Source organism: Microbacterium sp. SS28, from assembly GCF_022761035.1.
Lineage (GTDB): Bacteria > Actinomycetota > Actinomycetes > Actinomycetales > Microbacteriaceae > Microbacterium.
The window spans coordinates 609,393-628,380 of sequence record NZ_JAKWJP010000002.1; the positions used below are offsets into that span (position 1 = coordinate 609,393).

An 18,988-nucleotide genomic window follows, 5' to 3' on the forward strand; every position below is an offset into this window, starting at 1 on the left:
GTCTACTCGATGACGGTGAAGTCGGCGCCGAGCGCGTCGAGCTTGGCGAACAGCTTCTCGTAGCCGCGGCGGATGATCCCGACGTTGCGGACGACCGACTCGCCTTCGGCTGCGAGCGCCGCGATGACGTGGCTGTACCCGCCGCGGAGGTCGGGGACGACGATGTCGGCGCCGTGCAGGGGCGTCGGGCCCGTGATGACGGCGGCCTGCTCGAGCTCGCGACGCGGTACGCGGCGCGCCCCGCCCTCGAGTCCGTGCGGGTGCACGACGATGTCGGCGCCCATCTGTACGAGCGCCTGCGTGAAGCCGAAGCGGTTCTCGTACACGGTCTCGTGGACGATCGACTCACCCTCGGCCTGCGTCAGCGCGACGATGAGGGGCTGCTGCCAGTCCGTCATGAACCCGGGGTGCACGTCGGTCTCGACGATGACGGGCTTGAGCGCGCCCTCACGGCGGAACTGGATGCCGTCCTCGTGCACTTCGAACCAGCCGCCCGCCTTGCGGAAGACGTTGAGGAAGGTCAGCATCTCCTGCTGCTTGGCGCCGCCGACGAAGATGTCGCCGTCGGTCGCGAGCGCCGCGCAGGCCCACGATGCCGCCTCGTTGCGGTCGAAGATGCATCGGTGGTCGTACCCGCGGAGCGAGTCGACGCCCTCGATGACGATGACCCGGTTGGGCTCGTACGAGATGATCGCGCCCATCTTCTGCAGCACCGCGATGAGATCCATGATCTCGGGCTCGATCGCCGCGTTGCGCAGCTCGGTCGTGCCACGCGCGCGGACCGCCGTGAGCAGCACCTGCTCCGTCGCGCCGACGCTCGGGTACGGGAGCTCGATGTCGGCGCCGTGCAGGCCCTCGGGCGCCGAGAGGCGGATGCCGCTCGGGAGCTTGTCGACCACGGCCCCGAACGCGCGCAGCGCATCGAGGTGGAAGTCGATGGGCCGGTCGCCGATGCGGCAGCCGCCCAAGTCGGGGATGAACGCCTGACCGAGCAGGTGCAGCAGCGGTCCGCAGAAGAGGATCGGGATGCGGGAGGCGCCCGCGTGGGCGTCGATCTCCTCCATGTGGGCCGAGACCGCGCCGCTCGGGTCGAGGTGGAGGACGCCGTCCTCCTCGCCGTCGACGACCGCCACGCCGTGCACCTCGAGCAGAGAGCGCACGACCTGGACGTCGCTGATGTCGGGCACATCCCGCAGCGTGCTCGTCGTCTCGCCCAGGAGCGCCGCGACCATCGCCTTCGTCGCGAGGTTCTTCGCGCCCTTGACCTCGACGCGACCTGTGAGGGGCCGGCCGCCGCGGATCGCAATGGTGTCGCCGGACAATTCCTTCTCCGCTGCCTTCGGATGCGCCGAGTCGCTCAGGAGTGTGTTCATCCGGTGGGACCTCACTTGTCGGTGTCGAGGGGCGCGGCTCGCCCTGGTGGGGCACAGCCTCGCGAGACGTGAACGTCTCAGCTTACGGAATCGGGAGGGTGCGAGGCCGCCACGCCTCGCGCCGAGCCTCGAACTGGGAGATCCTGTCCTCGTTGCGCAGAGTCAGCCCGATGTCGTCGAGACCCTCGAGAAGGCGCCACCTAGTGTAGTCGTCGATCTCGAATGACACCCGGAGATCGCCGATCGACGCCGTACGCGACTCGAGGTCGACCGTCATCTCGATTCCCGGCTCCGCGTCGATCGCAGCCCAGATCGCCGCGAGATCCGCGTCGGAGATGACCCCCGTCACGAGGCCCTGCTTGCCCGAGTTGCCGCGGAAGATGTCGGCGAAGCGGGGGCTCAGAACGACCCGGAAGCCGAAGTCGCGCAGTGCCCAGACAGCGTGCTCACGGCTCGAGCCGGTGCCGAAGTCCGGTCCCGCCACGAGGATCGACGCGCCGGCGTAGGCCGCCTGGTTCAGGACGAACTCGGGGTCCTGCCGCCAGCTGGCGAAGAGCGCGTCGTCGAAGCCGGTCTTCGTGACCCGCTTGAGGTACACGGCCGGGATGATCTGGTCGGTGTCGACCGCGGAGCGCTGCAGGGGCGCCGCGATGCCGGTGTGCGTCGTGAACTTGTCCATGTCAGGCCTCCGCTCCGACCAGAGCCGGCAGATCGCCGGGACTCGACAGCGTGCCGCGCACGGCGGTCGCCGCGGCGACGAGCGGCGAGACGAGGTGCGTGCGTCCGCCCTTGCCCTGGCGGCCCTCGAAGTTGCGATTGCTCGTCGAGGCGCACCGCTCGCCCGGGGCGAGCTGATCGGGGTTCATGCCCAGGCACATCGAGCAGCCGGCGAACCGCCACTCGGCGCCGAACTCGGTGAAGATCTTGTCGAGACCCTCGGCCTCGGCCTCCAGCCGCACGCGCGCGGAGCCCGGCACGACCATGACGCGGACCCCGGGGGCCTTCGTGCGGCCCTGGATCACCGAGGCGAACGCGCGGAGGTCTTCAATGCGGCTGTTGGTGCACGAGCCCATGAAGACGGCGTCGACGGGGACGTCCTTCAGTCGGGTGCCGGCCTTCAGGTCCATGTACTCGAGCGCGCGCTCGGCGGCGGCGCGCTCGTTCGCGTCGCTGAACTGCTCGGGCGCCGGGACGACGTCGCCGAGCGACACGCCCTGCCCCGGGTTGGTGCCCCACGTCACGAACGGCTCGAGTTCGGCGGCGTCGAGGAAGACCTCGGCGTCGTACACGGCGCCCTCGTCGCTGGGGAGCGTCCGCCAGTACGCGACGGCGTCGTCCCAGTCCTGGCCCTTCGGCGCGTGATCGCGGCCCTTGACGTACTCGAACGTCGTCTCGTCGGGGGCGATCATGCCCGCGCGGGCGCCGGCCTCGATCGACATGTTGCACATCGTCATGCGCCCCTCCATCGAGAGGGAGCGGACGGCGCTGCCGCGGAACTCCAGGACGTAGCCCTGGCCCCCGTTGGCGCCGATCTTCGCGATGATCGCGAGGACGACATCCTTGGCCGTGACCTCGGGCTTGAGCTCGCCCTCGACCGTGATCGCCATCGTCTTGAAGGGCTTGAGCGGCAGCGTCTGGGTCGCGAGGACGTGCTCGACCTCGCTCGTGCCGATGCCGAAGGCCATCGCGCCGAAGGCTCCGTGCGTCGAGGTGTGCGAGTCGCCGCACACGACCGTGATACCCGGCATCGTGAGTCCCAGCTGCGGGCCCACGACGTGGACGATGCCCTGCTCCTTGTCGCCGAGCGAGTGCAGGCGCACGTCGAACTCGGCGGCGTTGCGACGCAGCGTCTCGATCTGCGTGCGGCTCGTGATGTCGGCGATCGGCTTGTCGATGTCGAGCGTCGGCGTGTTGTGATCCTCGGTCGCGATCGTCAGATCGAGCCGCCGGACGGGTCGGCCCTCGGCGCGGAGGCCGTCGAAGGCCTGCGGGCTGGTCACCTCGTGGACAAGGTGCAGGTCGATGTAGATGAGGTCGGGCTCGCCGTTCTCGCCCTTGACCACGAGGTGGTCGTCCCAGACCTTCTCGGCCAGCGTGCGGGGGCGATCGGGGATGCCGGCCGCGTCGGAAACAGGGGTGCTCATTGCTCTGTCGTTCTCCTCGAATGGGGGATCAAGCCCGCAACGGACTCCGCGACGAGGAGGGGCTCAGAACGAGGTCTCGTCGCGGCCGCTAAGGAGAAGACGAGCGATCCGCACCCGGAAAGATTACCACCGGGTGCGGATCGCTCGGAGCGCGAGGCGCGTCAGTCCTTGTCGTCGACGCTCGGCGGCTGCGCCACGGTGGGCGGCGTGCCCTTCTCTGCGGCGACCGCGGAGGCCGCGGCATCCGCCGTCGTCGCCTTCTTCTCCCGCGAGGACGAGATGAGGCTCGCGATCGTCGCGACCGTCATCGACAGGATGATCACGACGAGCGACGTCCACGTCCCGATCTCGGGCGCCCACTCGACGGGCTCGCCGCCGTTGATGAACGGGAGATCGTTCGTGTGCAGGGCGTGGAAGAACAGCTTCACGCCGATGAACGCGAGGATGAACGCGATGCCGTAGTGCAGGTACTTGAGGCGATCGAGGAGACCGCCCAGCAGGAAGTAGAGCTGCCGCAGACCCATGAGCGCGAAGAGGTTCGCCGTGAAGACGATGAACGGGCTCTGCGTGATGCCGAAGATCGCAGGGATCGAGTCGATCGCGAAGATCAGGTCGGTGAACCCGATCGCGACGAACACGAGGATCATCGGCGTGAAGATCTTCTTGCCGTTCACGACGGTGCGGAGCTTCGCGCCGTCGTAGTGGTCGCTGATCTCGACGAAGCGACGCGTGAAGCGGACGATGCCCGCCTCGGCGGCCGCGTCGTTCTCGTGCGCCTTCGGGAAGGCCTGGCGCCACGCCGTGAAGACGAGGAAGGCGCCGAAGATGTAGAAGATCCAGCTGAACTGCTCGATGAGCGCGGCGCCCAGCATGATGAAGATCGCCCGCAGGATGAGCGCGATGATGATTCCCACCATCAGGACTTCCTGCTGGTAGCGCCGCGGCACGGCGAACTGAGCCATGATCAGCACGAAGACGAAGAGGTTGTCGATCGACAGGCTGTACTCGGTGAGCCAGCCCGCGAGGAACTCTCCCATCGCCGCGGGGCTGTCGGTCACCATGTAGAGGATCACGGCGAACACGAGCGCGAGCGACACGTAGAAGACGACCCACAGGGTCGCCTCCTTCATCGTGGGGATGTGTGGCCGCTTGAGGATGATCAGAAGATCGGCGATGAGGATCAGGGTCAGCACGACGAGCGCGATGACCTGGAACCAGACGGGGATCTCGTAGGTCATGAAAGCCTTTCGGAGAGGGTCGCAACGGACCGAAAGTCTCTCCCCCGCCGAAGCGGCGCGCGCCCGGGGCACCAGCAGCGGGTGCCCGTGATGACGGACGCGCGAGAACGGGATACTCCCTCTCGATCGGTTCAGGATACCGGCACGGACGCCCCGGCGGGTTTCGCGCAGATGACGGATGCCGCTTCCGCGTGAGACGACGAGCCCCGTTCCGACACCTGATGTGTGAGAGACAATGAGGCGCAGGCCTCGCTGAACGGACAGGGATGACCGAGATCGACGACACCGACAGGCAGTTGGTGCAAGCGGCTGCGGGTGGCAGCGAGATCGCCTTCCGCACGCTGTACCGCGCGTACGTCCGCCCCGTCTACTGGATCGCGCACGGTCTCGTGGGCGATCCCGCGGACGCGGAGGACGTCACGCAGGAGACGTTCCTCGCGGCGTGGCGGAAGCTCCCGGGCTTCGAGCTCGCAGGCGAGTCGCTGCTGCCGTGGCTCGCGACGATCTGCCGCTTCCAGGCCGCGAACCGCATCCGGCGCCAGCGCCGCGACCGCGACCGGACTGCCGGCGAAGCCGACGAGAACCTGCCCGCGACGGTCGACGTCGAGCAGCAGGTGATCGACGCCGACCTCGCCGACCGGATCCTCGCCGCCGTCGCGGTGCTCAGCCCGCTCGATCGCGAGATCTTCCGCCTGTGCGCCGCCGAGGGCTACGCCTACCAGGCTGCCGCCGACGAGCTCGGCGTCGCGCACGGCGTCGTCCGCAATCGTCTCTCCCGCCTCCGCACGCGACTGCGGACGACCGTCGAGGAGAGCTCATGAACACGACACACGACGACACACCCGCATCGGCCGGACCCGACCTCGGCCTGCCGGAGCTGTCCGACGAGAGGATCGAGCGCATCGAGTCGCGGGTCTTCGCGGGGATCGCGCACGATCGCGTCGCCGCACGCACGCGGCGTCGACGCTGGTGGATCGGCGGGTCCGCGGCTGCGGCCGTCATCATCGTGGCCGCCGTCATCGCGCCCTCGGTCGGCTCGCTCGTCTCGGGCACCGTGGGGAGCGCGGGCAGCACGACGGACGAGGCCGGCTCGGCCCCCCTCGCACCCGACGTCGCGGGCGGCTCCGACCTCACGCAGGAGAGCGCTCGGGACTCGGGGCAGCTCGACGGGGCATCCCTCCCCCTCGCCGACCAGGCCGCGGCGCCCGATCGCGCGATCATCACGACGGCGTCGGCGACGGTCGTCGTCGAGGACGTCTCGGGGGCGGCCGGCGAGATCGCGGCCTCGGCCGAGGCGCACGGCGGCTACGTCGAGTCGATGAGCATCGGCCAGAGCGGGCAGGTCTACCCCGTCGACCCGAACGGCGTCGTCTACGACTCCACGTATCCGTACCCCTATCCGTCACCCGACGGCGCGTGGATCACCGTGCGCGTGCCCGCCGACGAGCTCTCGACGATGGTCGACGAGCTTTCGGGCCTCGGCGAGGTCACGGCGTCGACCGTCAGCCGACAGGACGTCACGGAGCAGACGATCGACCTGCAGGCGCGGATCGACGCGGCACAGGCATCCGTCGATCGCCTCATCGAGCTCATGGCGCAAGCGGGCGACCTGTCCGACCTCATCGCGGCCGAGGCGGCGCTGTCGGAACGGCAGGCGACCCTCGAGTCGTATCAGCAGCAGCTCGAGTCGCTCGAGGGCCAGGTCGACATGGCGACGCTCTCGGTGACGCTCGTGCCGGAGTCCGAGCCGGTCGAAGCCGATCCCGCGGGGTTCACAGACGGTCTCGTGGCCGGCTGGAACGGCCTCGTCGCGACGCTCAACGGCATCGTGGTGGCCGTCGGCTTCCTGCTCCCCTGGCTCGCCGTCGCGGCCGTCCTCGCGCTCGCCGTGTGGGGCATCGCGCGGGCCGTGAAGCGGCGCCGGACGCAGCGCAGGGCGGCTCGCGCAGCAGAACGCGCGGCCGAAGCTGCAGAGGCGTCCAAGCCCGCGGAATGACCTGAGAAGCATCCAGAAATGAAGAAGGGCCCCCTCTCGGGGGCCCTTCTTCATTTCTGTGCGCGAGGGGGGACTTGAACCCCCACGCCCTATGCGGGCACTAGCACCTCAAGCTAGCGCGTCTACCTATTCCGCCACCCGCGCATTCAGTTTTTTCGGTTTCGCAACCGAGGAACGACACTATCACGCTCCGCGCCAACCGAAGAATCGACGGTCAGCCCATCGTCACTCCGAAGGCGAGTCCGAGCAGGTACGTGACGGCGGCCGCGCCGAATCCGATCGCGAGCTGGCGCAGCGCGCGACGAAGGGGCGGGGCGCCCGAGAGGAGGCCCACGGCCGCACCCGTCGCGAGCAGCGCGAGCCCGACGAGCAGCAGCGCCAGGAGGATCGCCGCGAGGCCCGACAGCCCGAAGATCCACGGGAGGACCGGGATGATCGCGCCGGAGCTGAAGAACAGGAAGCTCGAGAGCGCGGCGCCCCACGCGCCGCCGACGACATCGTGCCCCGCGGTCGTCGCGACGGGGCCCGTGTAGGTGCTCTGGGCGCTCTGGGTGTCCTGCGTGCGGGCGGCCTCCACGACACGGCGCGCGCGGGCGAGCGCGTCGACCTCGGTCATGCCCCGCGTGCGGTACACGAGGGCGAGCTCGTTGGCGTCGATGTCGAGATGCGGCAGCGCTGCGTCCGCGTAGCCGTTCGGCTCGGTCGCCTCGAGCAGTTCGCGCTGCGAGCGCACCGAGACGAACTCGCCCGCGCCCATCGAGAGGGCGCCCGCGAGGAGTCCCGCGACGCCGCTGAAGAGGACGAACTGCGACGAGACGCCCGTCGCCCCGATGCCCATGACGAGCGCGAGGTTGGACACGAGGCCGTCGTTCGCGCCGAAGACGGCGGCGCGGAAGGTCCCGGACAGCCGGCGGCGTCCGCGGGCGGCGAGGCCCCGCACGACCTCGTGGTGGATCTTCTCGTCCGCGGCCATCGTGGGCGTCGCGAAGGGCTCGTCGTCGTACGGCGATCGCCCCTCGGCGTTCTGTGCGAGCGCGAGCACGAAGATCGACCCGAACCGCCGCGCCATCCAGGCGAGCAGGCTCGTGCCCAGCCCCGGTCGAGGGAGCCTCGCGGGCTCGCCGCCGAGCAGCCCCAGCCAGTGCGCCTCGTGCCGTCCCTCGGCCTCGGCGAGTGCGAGGAGGATCTCGCGCTCCTCCCCCACCCTGCGGGCGGCGAGTTCTCGGTAGACGCGCGCCTCGGCACGCTCGCTGACGAGATACCGCGCCCAGCGACGTCGATCACGGGCGGTGGGTGCTGCGGGCACGCTCAAGGAAGCCTCCGAAGGCTGCGATGCGGGTGGGATGCCTCCACGCTAGTGAGGCCGCGCGAGCCTCGAGCGCGGAAAGCCCCGATTGACAGCATTTCGGGACTCCGAACCTGCCGTCCCGAAGACCCCGCTCAGGACCGGACGCGGGCTCGCAGCACGTCGATCCGGGCCTGCAGCTGAACGACGGTCGAGTGCGCGACGTCCGGTCCTCCGCACACGCGGCGCAGCTCGGCGTGGACGGCGCCGTGCTGCTCGCCGGACTGCCGCGCGTAGAGGCCCACGAGGCTGTTGAGCAGCTGCCGCTGCTCTTTGAGCGTGCGGTGCAGGGCCTGCGGCGGCGCGGGGGGCGCGTCGGCGCCGGGAGCGGCATCCCGAGCCTCTCGGGCCGTGCGGTGCCTGCCCTGCCGCGCCTGCCGCTGCATGAGCAGATCGTGCACGTGCTCGGGCTCGAGAAGGCCGGGGAGCCCGAGGAACTCCTCCTCCTCGGGCGTGCCGGGCACGGCGAGCTGCCCGAACTCGCGCCCGTCGTACAGGACGCGGTCGAAGTGCGCCTGTGAACCGAGCGCCTGGTAGGTGAACTCCTCCGTCAGAGCGTCGGAGGCCTTGTCCTCGCGCTCCGCCGCGTCCATGAGGTCTTCTTCGGCGTTCCAGTCGTCTTCGCCGTCGCTGTCGCGGTCGAGAGCGTGGTCGCGCTGCCGCTCGAGCTCGTTCGCGAGCCCGAGAAGCTGCGGCACGTTCGGCAGGAAGACGCTCGCGGTCTCGCCGCGCCGCCGCGCGCGCACGAAGCGCCCGATGGCCTGCGCGAAGAACAGCGGCGTCGAGGCGCTCGTCGCGTAAACGCCGACCGCGAGTCGCGGCACGTCGACGCCCTCGGACACCATGCGCACCGCGACCATCCAGCGCGAATCGCCCTGCGAGAACGCGTCGATCCGCGAGGACGCCTCGGCCTCGTCGGACAGCACGACGGTGGGCTGCTCCCCCGTGATGCCCCGCAGGATCTCGGCGTAGGCGCGCGCCGCGGTCTGATCCGTCGCGATGACGAGCCCGCCGGCGTCCGGCACCTGCGCACGCACCTCGGTCAGGCGCCGGTCCGCCGAGCGGAGCACCGCCGGGATCCAGTCGCCCTCGGGATCGAGCGCCGTCCGCCACGCCTGGGACGTGATGTCCTTCGTGTTGTCCTGGCCGAGCTGGGCTTCCATCTCGTCGCCGGTCTTGGTGCGCCAGCGCATCTGCCCCGCGTACACGAGGAAGATGACGGGACGCACGACGCCGTCCTCGAGCGCGCGCCCGTAGCCGTAGGCGTAGTCGGTCCGCGAGATGCGGATGCCCTTCTCGTCGGGGTGGTACTCGACGAACGGGATGGGGGCCGTGTCGCTGCGGAACGGCGTGCCCGACAGCAGCAGGCGTCGCGTCGCGCGGTTGTACGCCTCGCGCAGCGCGTCGCCCCAGCTCAGCGCGTCGCCACCGTGGTGCACCTCGTCGAGGATCACGAGCGTGCGCGCATCCATGACGAGGCGCTGGTGGACGGATGCCTTGACCGCGACCTGCGCGTACGTGACCGCGACGCCGTGGTAATGCCGGGCGGGTGCCGCGTGGCGGTTGCTGAAGGCCGGATCGAGCCGGATGCCGACGCGGGCGCCCGCGTCCGCCCACTGCGTCTTGAGGTGCTCGGTCGGGGCGACCACGACGATGCGGTCGATGATGCGGCGGCGCAGCAGCTCGCTCGCGAGGCGCAGGGCGAAGGTCGTCTTGCCGGCGCCCGGCGTCGCGGCGGCGAGGAAATCGCGCGGCCCGCCGCCGACCCCGTCGGGGCCGTCGAGCCCGAAGTACAGGTCGAGCGCTTCGGCCTGCCACGCGCGCAGGCGCTGGGCCGTGCCCCACGGCGCGCGCTGCGGGTACGAGGGCGAGAGGTGCTCGGCGGCGAAGCTGCCGAGGTGCGGGCGGTCGTGGTCGCCGGAATCGAGGCCCGCGATCTCGTCGGGCGCCGTCGCGAGCGATGCGTCGTCGTGCAACCGGCCTCCCCTCCGTTGCGCCCGAAGGCACGAGTGACCACGATAGACGAGCCCGACGACACGGGGGTGCATGCGCACGCGGAACGCGGACGTTACCCTGGTTAACGGTCATAAACCGAAGGAGGACGGATGCCGCACAGCGACGATCACCGCACCCCGTTCATCGCAAATGCGGAGGCCCACCCGTGGCGGCGCTACGTCGCGATCGGGGATTCGTTCACGGAGGGCGTCGGCGACCCCGAGCCGACCGCCCCCAACGGGTTCCGCGGATGGGCGGACCGCACGGCGGAGGTGCTCTCGCAGCAGGTCGACGACTTCGCCTACGCGAACCTCGCGGTGCGCGGCCGGCTCATCGGCCAGATCGTCGCCGAGCAGGTCGAGCCCGCGCTCGCCCTCGCGCCCGATCTGATCACGTTCTCGGCGGGCGGCAACGACGTCATCCGCCCCGGCGCCGACCCGGACGCCGTCGCGCAGCAGTTCGAGGACGCCGTCGTGCGCCTCAGCAGCGAGGGCGCGACCCTTGTGGTGTTCACGGCCATCGACACGAACTTCACACCGGTCTTCCGCGGCATCCGCGGTCGCGTCGCGATCTACAACGAGAACATCCGCGCGATCGCCGACAGGTACGACTGCATCGTGGCCGATCAATGGGGCCTCCGAGAGGTGCAGGACATGCGCTTCTTCGACGACGACCGTCTGCACTACAACCGACTGGGACATCACGAGGTCGCGCGCATGGTGCTGCGCGCGCTCAACGTGCCCAACGACCTCCAGCCGATGCAGCCCGACCCGCTCCCCACGCGCACGTGGCGCGAGGCTCGCGCTGTCGACCTCGTATGGGCACGCGAGTACCTCGTCCCGTGGGTGCTGCGGCGGGTGCGGCACCAGTCCTCGGGCGACGCCATCACGGCCAAGCGCCCCGCTCCCCTGCCGATCACGACCATCGCACCCGGGCGCGACGACTCCGCTCCCCCGGACGAGCAGGTCTGACCCGCGGCATCCCACGAGCCCTGTCAGCGGACGCGGAGCTCCCACACGGCGACGGCGGAGGCCGCCGCGACGTTGAGCGAGTCCACGCCGCCCGCCATCGGGATCGTCACGACGGTGTCGGCGACGGCGAGTGCGCCGCGGCTCAGACCGTCGCCTTCGGCGCCGAGCAGCAGGGCGACGCGTTCGGGCGCCGACGCCGCGAACTCGTCGAGCGGCACGGCATCGTCGGCGAGCGCGAGCGCCGCGAGATGGAAGCCGAGTCCGTTCAGGATGCCGCGCGCCTCAGTCCACCTCGGCAGACGCGTCCACGGCACCTGGAAGACGGTCCCCATGCTCACCCGCACGGACCGCCGGTACAGCGGATCGGCGCAGCGCTGCGAGACGAGCACGGCGTCGGCGCCGAGCCCCGCCGCGGCGCGGAAGATCGCCCCGACGTTCGTGTGGTCGACGATGTCCTCCAGGATGACGACCCGCCGCGCTCCCGCAACGACGTCGGCGATCGAGGCGAGCTCGGGGCGGTGCATCGCGGCGAGCGCGCCGCGATGCACGACGTACCCCGTGATGCGCTCGGCGACGTCGGAGGACGCCACGTAGACGGGCACGTCGGGCTGCTCCGCGAGGATCGGCGCGAGGTCGTCGAGCCACTTCTCCTGCACGAGGACCGACCGGGGCCGGTGCCCCGCGGCGATCGCCCGCGCGATGACCTTGGCCGACTCGGCCATGTAGAGGCCGCCCTCGGGCTCGAGGACGCGGCGCAGCGCGACATCCGTCAGATCCCGATAGTCGGCGAGCCGCTCGTCGTCGGCCGAATCGACAGGGATGACACGCATCCGTCCACCTTCCCATGCGCATCTCGTAACACGCCCGAAAACCGGCGGGCGTACTCTCGGACGCGAAAGGGAGCCATGACGATCGTGACCGGGTTCGACGCGCAGACGACGGACTCCCTCGCGCGCGCCGTCGACGCCCTCGCCGGACGCCGCGTCGCGATCCTCACGGGTGCGGGCGTCTCGACCGATTCCGGCATCCCGGACTATCGCGGCCGCGGTGCGCCCGTGCGCACCCCCATGACCGCCGACCGCTTCCTCTCGAGCGAAGAGGCCCGCCGGCGGTACTGGGTCGGCAGCCACCTGGGCTGGAAGGCGTTCGCGTCGGCCGCTCCCAACGATGGGCACCTCGCGCTCGCGCGACTCGAGGGCTCCGGCGTCGCGACGGGCGTCGTGACGCAGAACGTCGACGGACTGCACGTGCGTGCGGGCAGCCGCCGCGTCGTGGAGCTGCACGGCACGATGCGGCGCGTCTTCTGCACGCACTGCGGCCAGGTCTTCGACCGCCGCGACCTCGCCGAGCGCGTCGAGCGCGACAACCCCTGGATCGCGGTCCCCGCGAACGTCAAGCTCGGCCCCGACGGCGACGTGCTGCCCGAGAGCACCGACGGCTTCCTCGTGCCGGAGTGCAGCGTGTGCGCCGGCATGCTCAAGCCCGACGTCGTCTTCTTCGGCGAGTTCATCCCCGCCGAGAAGTTCCGCGAGGCCGAGCAGCTCGTGCGCACGAGCGAGGCGCTCGTCGTGGCGGGATCGTCGCTCGTCGTCAACTCCGGCATCCGGCTCGTCGAGCGCGCGCGCCGCCGTCGCCTCCCGGTCGTCATCGTCAACCGCGGCGAGACGCGCGCCGACGCACGCGCGACCGTCAAGATCGACGCCGGCACGAGCGACATCCTCCGCGCCTTCGCCGACACCCTCCCATCGCTGCGGTGACGGGCGTGCGGCGCATCCTCCCAGACGCGCCGGATAGGCTCGAAGCGTGACGACTCTCCTCCTCGTGCGCCATGGCGAGACCGACTGGAACCGCGATCGACGCATCCAGGGTTCGACCGACATCCCGCTCAACGACACGGGCCGCCAGCAGGCACGGGATGCCGCGGCCGGCCTCCGCGAGAAGCTCGACCCCCGGCTTCCGGCCGTCGTCGTGGCGAGCGACCTGTCGCGGGCGCGCGAGACCGCCGAGATCATCGCCGGCGAGCTGGGCCTGCCGGCACCCCGCCTCTACCCCGAGCTGCGCGAGCGCGGCTACGGCGTCGCCGAGGGCATGAGCGTCGAGGAGTACTTCGCGCAGTGGGGCGACTGGCACGGGACGGACGTCCCCGAGGCCGAGACCCGGGAAGACCTGCGCGAGCGCGCGCTCGCGGGGCTCACGAAGGTCGCGCACGACGTGCGCCGCGCGACGGCGCCGGGAGCGGCATCCGTCATCGTCGTGACCCACGGTGCGCTCATCCGCGAGGTGATCCGCCACGCGAGCGGCGGCGAGCTGCCGCTCGAGGGCGAGCGGCTCGCGAACGCCTCGGTGCACACCGTGCTCTTCGAGCGCGAGCGGCTGAGCCTGCTGTCGTACACGCCGATCGCCGCATAGTCTCGGCGGCATGGCAGCTGCGGCGACGGTCGACGAGTACATCTCGGGATTCCCGCTCGACGTCGCGGAGCGCCTGACGCGGATCCGCGCCATCGTCGTCGCCGCGGTGCGCGACGGCACGGGCGCGGAGCCCGAGGAGAAGGTGCGGTACGGCATCGCCGCCGTCATGCTCGGCGGGCGCTACGCCCTGCACTACGCGGGCTGGAAGAAGCACATCGGGCTGTACCCCGTGCCCGCGCTCTCCGAGCCGCTCGAGGCGCAGGTCGCTCCCTACCGCGCCGAGAAGGACTCGGTGACCTTCCCGCACGCGCAGCCCCTGCCCGACGAGCTCATCGCGCGGATCGCCGCCGAGGTCGTGGCGCAGCGCGGCGCCGCCTCGTAGGCCGGATCACTCCCCCGCGCGACGCACGAGCGCGCGCGCATGCCGCAGGACGGGCTCGTCGACCATGCGGCCCGCGTGGACGAAGACGCCGCGCTCGTTCGCGGCCGCCGCGAGGACGGCGCGCGCCCACGAGACCTGCGCCGCATCGGGCCGATAGGCCGCGCGGATGATCGGGACCTGGCTCGGGTGGATGCACGCCGTCGCGGCGAAGCCCGTGGCAGCGGCATCCGTCGCCTCGATCCTCAGGCGCTTCGCGTCGGCGATGTCGAGGTGCACGGCGTCGATCGCGGCCTTGCCCTCGGCGCCCGCGGCCAGCAGCGTGCGCGCCCGGGCGTAGCGGGCGATGTCGCGGTACCGGCCGTTGGGCTTGCGGCTCGAGGTGCCGCCGAGGCTCGCGACGAGGTCCTCCGCACCCCACATGAGCGCCACGACGCGGTCGAGCGAGGCGATGCGCTCGGCGTGCGCGACGCCCTTCGCCGTCTCGAGCAGGGCCACGACGGTGAAGCGCGCGTCGATCTTCGCGATGCGCTTGGCGGACTCCGCCTTCGCGAGCATGATCGTGCGGTAGTCCGTGTTCGACAGGGTCTTGAGGTCGGCGTCGAAGTCCCTCGTGCCGACGGGGTTGACGCGCACGATGACCCGGTCGGGGTCGAGGTCGGACTCGATGAGCGCGCCGCGCGCCGCGGTCTTGTCGCCCGATGCGACGGCGTCCTCGAGGTCGAGGATGACGGCGTCGGCGCGGTCGAGCGCCTTGCCGTAGCGCTCCGGGCGGTCGGCGGGGCAGAACAGGATCGCGGGTCCGAGGTCGAAGCTCATGCGGTCCCCTGCTGCTGCGTGTCGGCGTCGGCGTCGGCGCACCACATGAGCGCGACGCGCGTCGCGGTCGCGACGACCACGCCGTCCTGGTTGCGGCCCGTGTGCTTCATCGTGACGACCCCCTGACCCGGTCGCGACGCCGAGCGCCGCTTCTGAAGGACTTCGGTCTCGGTGTAGAGCGTGTCGCCGTGGAAGAGCGGAGCGGGGAACGCGACATCCGTCATCCCCAACTGGGCCACGAGCGTGCCCTGCGTGATCTGCGCGACGGATGCCCCGACCATCGTCGAGAGCGTCCACATCGAGTTCATGAGCCGCTGTCCGAACGGCTGCGTCGCCGAGAAGGCGGCATCGAGGTGCAGCGCCTGGCCGTTCATCGTGAGGGACGAGAACAGGACGTTGTCGGCCTCGGTCGCCGTCCGGCCGGGGCGGTGGACGTAGCGGACGCCGACCTCGAGCTCTTCGAAGTAGAGCCCCCGCTGGAGCACCTCGCGCGGAGGCGCCTCATGGCTCGCGTCCCACCCCGTGCCGTCGCCCGCCTCGCTCACGCTCGCCACGCTACCCGTGGAGGCCGAGCGCGCGCGAGATCACGAGCAGCTGCACCTCGGTCGTGCCCTCGCCGATCTCGAGGATCTTCGAGTCGCGGTAGTGACGCGCGACGGGGTACTCGTTCATGAAGCCGTTGCCGCCGAACACCTGCGTCGCGTCGCGCGCGTTGTCCATCGCGGCGTCGCTCGCCGTGAGCTTCGCGATCGCGGCCTCGGTCTTGAACGGCTTGCCGGAGTCGCGCAGGCGCGCCGCGTGACGCCACGCGAGGCGCGCCGTGTGCACGCGCGCCTGCATGCGCGCGATCGTGAACTGGATGCTCTGCCGCGACGAGAGCGGCTCGCCGAAGACCGTGCGCTTCTTCGCGTAGTCGACGGCCGCCTCGAGGCATCCCTCCGCCGCCCCCGTCGAGAGCGCCGCGATGGCGATGCGGCCCTCGTCGAGGATGTGCAGGAAGCTCGCGAACCCGCGGCCGCGCTCGCCGAGGAGGTTCCCCTCCGGCACGCGCGCATCGACGAAGGTGAGCGGGTGCGTGTCGGAGGCGTGCCAGCCGACCTTGTCGTACGGCGCCTCGACCGTGAAGCCCGGAGTGCCGTTGGGCACCATGATCGTCGAGATCTCCTTGCGCCCTTCACGCTCGCCGGTCACTGCCGTGACCGTCACGAACCGCGTGATCGCCGTGCCGGAGTTGGTGATGAACTGCTTCGATCCGTTGATCACCCATTCGCCGCCGTCGAGGCGCGCCGTCGTGCGGGTCGCGCCCGCGTCGGAGCCCGCCTCTGGCTCGGTCAGGCCGAACCCGGCGAGCGCGCGGCCCGCGAGCAGATCCGGCAGCAGCTCCTGCTTCTGCGCGTCGGTGCCGAACCGGAAGACGGGCATCGCGCCGAGGCTCACCCCCGCCTCGAGGGTGATCGCGATCGACTGGTCGACGCGGCCGAGCCCCTCGATCGCGAGGCAGAGCGCCATGTAGTCGCCGCCCTGCCCGCCGAACTCCTCGGGGAACGGCAGGCCGAACAGCCCCAGCTCCCCCATCTGCGCGACGACGTCGAGCGGCAGGGTCTTGGTGCGGTCGGCCTCGTACGAGGCGGGCGCGACCACCTCGTCGGCGAACTCGCGCACGAGCCTCGCGAGCTCGTTCTCGTCATCGTTCAGGTCGTGCTGGTGCATCCTGCGCTCCGTGTCATCCTCGTCGACGTCACGATCCCATCACAGCCGTTGTCGCGATGCGCACGCACTGGTTAGGGTTCACTAACTGGTTATCCAGGTTAGCGAGGATTAACTGAAATGACAAGCGGTCTCACCGAGCGCGACCGTGCGAAGGCCGATCGCCAAGCGGCGATCCTCAACGAGGCCGCTCGCCTGTTCGCCGAACGCGGCTTCAGCGGCGTCAGCCTCGAAGAGCTCGGCGCCGCCGTCGGCGTGAGCGGGCCGGCGGTCTACCGCCACTTCGCCAACAAGCAGGCCCTCCTCGGGGCGATCCTCCTCCGCGTGAGCGAGAGCCTCCTCGGCGGCGGGCGCGACGTGCTCGCGCGCGACACCGAAGCGGGCGCCCGACTGCGCTCGCTCGTCGCGTTCCACGTCGACTTCGCCCTGCGCGACGCGGACGTCATCCGCGTGCAGGATCGCGACCTCGCGAGTCTGCGCGACGATGACCGCCGCCGCGTGCGCCGCCTCCAGCGCGAATACGTCGAGCTGTGGATCGGCGTCCTCGCCGAGCTGCATCCCGACCGCGAAGAGGCCGACCTGCGCGTGCGCGCCCACGCGTGCTTCGGACTCATCAACTCCACGCCGCACAGCATGCGCGGCGTCCGCCAGCCCGCCTCGGACCGCACTGTCCGGCCCATCCTGGAGTCCATGGCCCTCGCCGCCCTCTCGGCGTGAGCCCGGTCGCTACGCTGGACCCACGATGTCGCGGGACGGCCAGGACCCCGATGACGGCGCGGACGGGGGCACGGCCGCGCAGGACGGGACGGATGCCGCTGCCGGCGCGCGCCCACGCGACGATTCCGCGAGCTCTCGCCGCGACTTCCTGAAGTACGGCGGGATCGCGGCGGCGGGCCTCGTGGTCGGCGGAGCCGTCGGCGCCGCGGCGGGCACCTCGATCGGCACGACCCTCGGCCACCGCGAAGGGGCGGAGGACTACGGCGCCCTCACTCCGCGACGCGAGCCCGGATTCGACCACGTCGTCGTCTTCATGGGCGAGAACCGGTCCTTCGACAACATGCTCGGGTGGCTCTACACCCGTGAGACGCTCGCGGCGGGCGAGACGTTCGACGGCCTCGACTTCGGCGACTACGCGAACACGGCCCCGGACGGCACGCGCGTCGCCGCGCACGCGTATTCGGGACCGACCGACGTCGTGATGGGCTCACCAAACCCCGATCCCGGCGAGGAGTACCCGCACGTCAACACGCAGCTGTTCGGCACGGTCCGCCCCGCCGCCAACGCGACGAGCCAGATCGGCGACATGCAGGCGCCGTTCAACGCTCCCGCCGCGGACGCGGCGCCCACGATGGACGGGTTCCTGCACGACTACGTCAACAACATCGCGCGCCTGCGCCACGGCGCGGCGCCGACGCCGGACGAGGCATCCCAGATCATGGGCGGCTTCTCGCCCGAGCAGCTGCCCGTCCTCTCGACGCTCGCGCGCGAGTTCGCGGTGTTCGACGCGTGGTTCGCCGCCGTGCCGTCGCAGACGTACTGCAACCGCTCGTTCTTCCACGCGTCGACGTCGCACGGCTTCGTCACCAACAAGCACGGCGGCGGGTACGACAAGTGGCTCGACGCGGATCCCGCGCCGACGATCTTCGACCGCCTTGAGGAGGCGGGCGTCTCGTGGCGGGTCTACTTCGACGAGATGCAGCTCGTCTCGCTCACCGGGATCCTGCACGCGCCCGCCGTCGAGCGGTACTGGCGCACGAAGCGATTCATGCACATGTCGCAGTTCTACGAGGATGCCGCGAAAGGCGAGCTGCCCGCCTACTCGTTCATCGAGCCGCGCCTCGTGTACAACCACAACGACTTCCACCCGCCCTTCGGCGTGCTCCGCGCGAGCGACATCGACGGCAGCGCGGTCGTCGACTCCGCCGTCTCCGACGTGCGCGCGGGCGAAAAGGTCGTCGCGGGCATCTACGACGCCATCAAGTCCAGCGCGAGCCCCCAGGGTTCGAACGCGATGAACACGCTCCTGCTCATCACGTTCGACGAGCACGGCGGCACGTACGACCACGTGCCCCCGCCCGCCGCGACGCCGCCGCACGAAGACGCGCCGCCCGGCGAGATGGGCTTCGCATTCGACCGCCTGGGCGTGCGGGTGCCGACGATCGCGGTGTCTGCTTACACGCGCGCCGGCACGATCATCCACGACGAGATGCACCACGGGTCGGTCATCGCGACGCTCTCGCGCCTGCACGGCCTGCGGCCGCTCACGCGGCGGGATGCAGGGGCGAACGACCTCTTCTCGGTCGTCAACCTCGACACGCCCCGCGACCCGGCCTCGTGGCCCGCCGTGCACCCCATGTACGTGCCGCCGAACCCCCACGAGGACTCGTTCTCGGAGCTCCACTCCGGCGCGCACAAGGACAAGCCCCTGAGCCCGCCCGGACGCGGGCTGCTCGGCCTCCTGCTCGCGCGCTACGACCGCACGCAGGAGCATCCCGAGCCCGAGACCTACGCGGACGCCTATCGCATCCTGCAGGCGCACGGCCTGGGGCTGTTCTACCCCAAGATCGACTGACGCCGCGGCCCCGCAGAGCGGGGCCGCGACATCACCTCCC

Annotated in this window: 18 protein-coding genes and 1 tRNA gene; 8 read left to right on the top strand and 11 right to left on the bottom strand. The window is 70.9% G+C overall.

What is annotated here, in order from left to right; all coding sequences use genetic code 11:
* Window positions 1-2: 2 nt before the first annotated feature.
* From murA to MJ607_RS08205, 4 genes are all read right to left on the bottom strand, one after another.
* Window positions 3-1,373, bottom strand: a complete 1,371-nt coding sequence (gene murA / locus MJ607_RS08190; protein WP_243075068.1) for a UDP-N-acetylglucosamine 1-carboxyvinyltransferase — start codon at window positions 1,371-1,373, stop codon at window positions 3-5.
* Between the two features lie 82 nt (window positions 1,374-1,455).
* Complete coding sequence (leuD, locus tag MJ607_RS08195) at window positions 1,456-2,052, bottom strand: 3-isopropylmalate dehydratase small subunit (protein WP_243075069.1); 597 nt, start codon at window positions 2,050-2,052, stop codon at window positions 1,456-1,458.
* Between the two features lies 1 nt (window position 2,053).
* The gene (gene leuC, locus MJ607_RS08200; protein WP_243075070.1) at window positions 2,054-3,517 is read right to left on the bottom strand and encodes a 3-isopropylmalate dehydratase large subunit; all 1,464 of its coding nucleotides are present in this window, start codon (window positions 3,515-3,517) and stop codon (window positions 2,054-2,056) included.
* Window positions 3,518-3,678: 161 nt separating this feature from the next.
* Complete coding sequence (locus MJ607_RS08205) at window positions 3,679-4,755, bottom strand: TerC/Alx family metal homeostasis membrane protein (protein WP_243075071.1); 1,077 nt, start codon at window positions 4,753-4,755, stop codon at window positions 3,679-3,681.
* A 266-nt stretch (window positions 4,756-5,021) separates the two neighbouring features.
* Here MJ607_RS08205 and MJ607_RS08210 point away from each other — a divergent pair, with 266 nt between their 5' ends.
* Both MJ607_RS08210 and MJ607_RS08215 read left to right on the top strand, forming a co-directional pair.
* Window positions 5,022-5,576 carry an RNA polymerase sigma factor gene (locus tag MJ607_RS08210; RefSeq protein ID WP_243075072.1) on the top strand — a complete coding sequence of 185 codons (555 nt, stop codon included), beginning with the start codon at window positions 5,022-5,024 and terminating at the stop codon, window positions 5,574-5,576.
* Window positions 5,573-6,751, top strand: a complete 1,179-nt coding sequence (locus MJ607_RS08215) for a DUF4349 domain-containing protein (protein ID WP_243075073.1) — start codon at window positions 5,573-5,575, stop codon at window positions 6,749-6,751. Before MJ607_RS08210 ends, MJ607_RS08215 begins: the two co-directional genes overlap by 4 nt.
* Before the next feature lie 59 nt (window positions 6,752-6,810).
* On the opposite strand, the gene MJ607_RS08220 is transcribed toward MJ607_RS08215, so the two are convergent.
* From MJ607_RS08220 to MJ607_RS08230, 3 genes are all read right to left on the bottom strand, one after another.
* Window positions 6,811-6,895 (bottom strand) — tRNA-Leu (locus MJ607_RS08220).
* 70 nt (window positions 6,896-6,965) lie between these two features.
* A complete protein-coding gene (locus tag MJ607_RS08225) occupies window positions 6,966-8,063 on the bottom strand; it encodes a VIT1/CCC1 family protein (protein WP_243075074.1) in 1,098 nt (365 codons plus the stop codon).
* A gap of 128 nt (window positions 8,064-8,191) precedes the next feature.
* Window positions 8,192-10,033 (bottom strand): DEAD/DEAH box helicase, encoded by a 1,842-nt coding sequence (locus MJ607_RS08230; RefSeq protein ID WP_243075286.1) that lies wholly within the window; start codon window positions 10,031-10,033, stop codon window positions 8,192-8,194.
* A gap of 168 nt (window positions 10,034-10,201) precedes the next feature.
* Between MJ607_RS08230 and MJ607_RS08235 the strand changes: the two genes are divergently transcribed.
* Window positions 10,202-11,062 (top strand): SGNH/GDSL hydrolase family protein, encoded by an 861-nt coding sequence (locus tag MJ607_RS08235; RefSeq protein WP_243075075.1) that lies wholly within the window; start codon window positions 10,202-10,204, stop codon window positions 11,060-11,062.
* A 23-nt stretch (window positions 11,063-11,085) separates the two neighbouring features.
* On the opposite strand, the gene MJ607_RS08240 is transcribed toward MJ607_RS08235, so the two are convergent.
* Window positions 11,086-11,892, bottom strand: a complete 807-nt coding sequence (locus tag MJ607_RS08240) for an RNA methyltransferase (protein WP_243075076.1) — start codon at window positions 11,890-11,892, stop codon at window positions 11,086-11,088.
* A 75-nt stretch (window positions 11,893-11,967) separates the two neighbouring features.
* Between MJ607_RS08240 and MJ607_RS08245 the strand changes: the two genes are divergently transcribed.
* Genes MJ607_RS08245 through MJ607_RS08255 form a run of 3 tightly spaced genes read left to right on the top strand, consistent with a single transcriptional unit; the run spans window position 11,968 to window position 13,853 of the window.
* Window positions 11,968-12,819: a Sir2 family NAD-dependent protein deacetylase gene (locus MJ607_RS08245; protein ID WP_243075077.1), complete on the top strand. Its 852-nt coding sequence runs from the start codon at window positions 11,968-11,970 to the stop codon at window positions 12,817-12,819.
* Between the two features lie 46 nt (window positions 12,820-12,865).
* A complete protein-coding gene (locus MJ607_RS08250) occupies window positions 12,866-13,471 on the top strand; it encodes a histidine phosphatase family protein (protein ID WP_243075078.1) in 606 nt (201 codons plus the stop codon).
* A gap of 10 nt (window positions 13,472-13,481) precedes the next feature.
* Window positions 13,482-13,853: an iron chaperone gene (locus MJ607_RS08255; protein WP_243075079.1), complete on the top strand. Its 372-nt coding sequence runs from the start codon at window positions 13,482-13,484 to the stop codon at window positions 13,851-13,853.
* A 6-nt stretch (window positions 13,854-13,859) separates the two neighbouring features.
* On the opposite strand, the gene MJ607_RS08260 is transcribed toward MJ607_RS08255, so the two are convergent.
* From MJ607_RS08260 to MJ607_RS08270, 3 genes are read right to left on the bottom strand one after another with little or no spacing between them, the layout of a single operon-like run.
* Window positions 13,860-14,669: a CoA ester lyase gene (locus MJ607_RS08260; RefSeq protein ID WP_243075080.1), complete on the bottom strand. Its 810-nt coding sequence runs from the start codon at window positions 14,667-14,669 to the stop codon at window positions 13,860-13,862.
* A complete protein-coding gene (locus tag MJ607_RS08265; protein ID WP_243075081.1) occupies window positions 14,666-15,214 on the bottom strand; it encodes a MaoC family dehydratase in 549 nt (182 codons plus the stop codon). The genes MJ607_RS08260 and MJ607_RS08265 overlap by 4 nt, the downstream gene beginning before the upstream one ends.
* 10 nt (window positions 15,215-15,224) lie before the next feature.
* Window positions 15,225-16,379 carry an acyl-CoA dehydrogenase family protein gene (locus MJ607_RS08270; RefSeq protein WP_243075082.1) on the bottom strand — a complete coding sequence of 385 codons (1,155 nt, stop codon included), beginning with the start codon at window positions 16,377-16,379 and terminating at the stop codon, window positions 15,225-15,227.
* A 117-nt stretch (window positions 16,380-16,496) separates the two neighbouring features.
* Here MJ607_RS08270 and MJ607_RS08275 point away from each other — a divergent pair, with 117 nt between their 5' ends.
* Window positions 16,497-17,093 (top strand): TetR/AcrR family transcriptional regulator, encoded by a 597-nt coding sequence (locus MJ607_RS08275; RefSeq protein ID WP_243075083.1) that lies wholly within the window; start codon window positions 16,497-16,499, stop codon window positions 17,091-17,093.
* Window positions 17,094-17,118: 25 nt separating this feature from the next.
* Window positions 17,119-18,948, top strand: a complete 1,830-nt coding sequence (locus MJ607_RS08280; protein WP_243075084.1) for an alkaline phosphatase family protein — start codon at window positions 17,119-17,121, stop codon at window positions 18,946-18,948.
* Window positions 18,949-18,988: the final 40 nt, after the last annotated feature.

What these genes read in the sequence shown, in the direction of transcription:
- murA (WP_243075068.1), bottom strand. Translation starts at nt 1,373, where the DNA reads ATGAACACACTCCTGAGCGACTCGGCGCATCCGAAGGCAGCGGAGAAG.
- leuD (WP_243075069.1), bottom strand. Translation starts at nt 2,052, where the DNA reads ATGGACAAGTTCACGACGCACACCGGCATCGCGGCGCCCCTGCAGCGC.
- leuC (WP_243075070.1), bottom strand. Translation starts at nt 3,517, where the DNA reads ATGAGCACCCCTGTTTCCGACGCGGCCGGCATCCCCGATCGCCCCCGC.
- MJ607_RS08205 (WP_243075071.1), bottom strand. Translation starts at nt 4,755, where the DNA reads ATGACCTACGAGATCCCCGTCTGGTTCCAGGTCATCGCGCTCGTCGTG.
- MJ607_RS08210 (WP_243075072.1), top strand. Translation starts at nt 5,022, where the DNA reads ATGACCGAGATCGACGACACCGACAGGCAGTTGGTGCAAGCGGCTGCG.
- MJ607_RS08215 (WP_243075073.1), top strand. Translation starts at nt 5,573, where the DNA reads ATGAACACGACACACGACGACACACCCGCATCGGCCGGACCCGACCTC.
- MJ607_RS08235 (WP_243075075.1), top strand. Translation starts at nt 10,202, where the DNA reads ATGCCGCACAGCGACGATCACCGCACCCCGTTCATCGCAAATGCGGAG.
- MJ607_RS08240 (WP_243075076.1), bottom strand. Translation starts at nt 11,892, where the DNA reads ATGCGTGTCATCCCTGTCGATTCGGCCGACGACGAGCGGCTCGCCGAC.
- MJ607_RS08245 (WP_243075077.1), top strand. Translation starts at nt 11,968, where the DNA reads ATGACGATCGTGACCGGGTTCGACGCGCAGACGACGGACTCCCTCGCG.
- MJ607_RS08255 (WP_243075079.1), top strand. Translation starts at nt 13,482, where the DNA reads ATGGCAGCTGCGGCGACGGTCGACGAGTACATCTCGGGATTCCCGCTC.
- MJ607_RS08260 (WP_243075080.1), bottom strand. Translation starts at nt 14,669, where the DNA reads ATGAGCTTCGACCTCGGACCCGCGATCCTGTTCTGCCCCGCCGACCGC.
- MJ607_RS08270 (WP_243075082.1), bottom strand. Translation starts at nt 16,379, where the DNA reads ATGCACCAGCACGACCTGAACGATGACGAGAACGAGCTCGCGAGGCTC.
- MJ607_RS08275 (WP_243075083.1), top strand. Translation starts at nt 16,497, where the DNA reads ATGACAAGCGGTCTCACCGAGCGCGACCGTGCGAAGGCCGATCGCCAA.
- MJ607_RS08280 (WP_243075084.1), top strand. Translation starts at nt 17,119, where the DNA reads ATGTCGCGGGACGGCCAGGACCCCGATGACGGCGCGGACGGGGGCACG.